Annotated in this window: 1 pseudogene; it reads right to left on the bottom strand. The window is 40.2% G+C overall.

Annotated elements, in window-relative coordinates:
- Window positions 1-75: 75 nt before the first annotated feature.
- Window positions 76-281, bottom strand: a pseudogene (locus ACG9ZB_RS17235) (peptidoglycan-binding protein LysM); the annotation flags it as partial.

The raw sequence follows: 281 nt of genomic DNA, 5'->3' as shown, positions 1-281 counted from the left end.
AAATACCACAGAGTGATTGTTGCAATCTGTTCATGTGATAAAGAGTTCAGCATATATACACCTTAAGGCAACGGATTATTCATCCACGAAAGAGGGAGAAAGTTTTGCGCCCAAGTTTATTGGTAGTTCGCTGTCGAGCACATAAGCATAGCTGACACGGTCAAAGGTTTTAAAGACCATGATATTACAGATACGCTCCGTTGGAAGGGTCAGTTTTTCATTGGTTTTCGGATCACGAATTTCTTGACCTTTTTGAATAACCGAGAACACATAACCCGATT

The organism is Acinetobacter johnsonii (assembly GCF_048551975.1).
GTDB lineage: Bacteria > Pseudomonadota > Gammaproteobacteria > Pseudomonadales > Moraxellaceae > Acinetobacter > Acinetobacter johnsonii_A.
The sequence above is the reverse complement of the archived record's forward strand: the minus strand, read 5'-3'. Positions and strand labels throughout refer to the sequence as shown.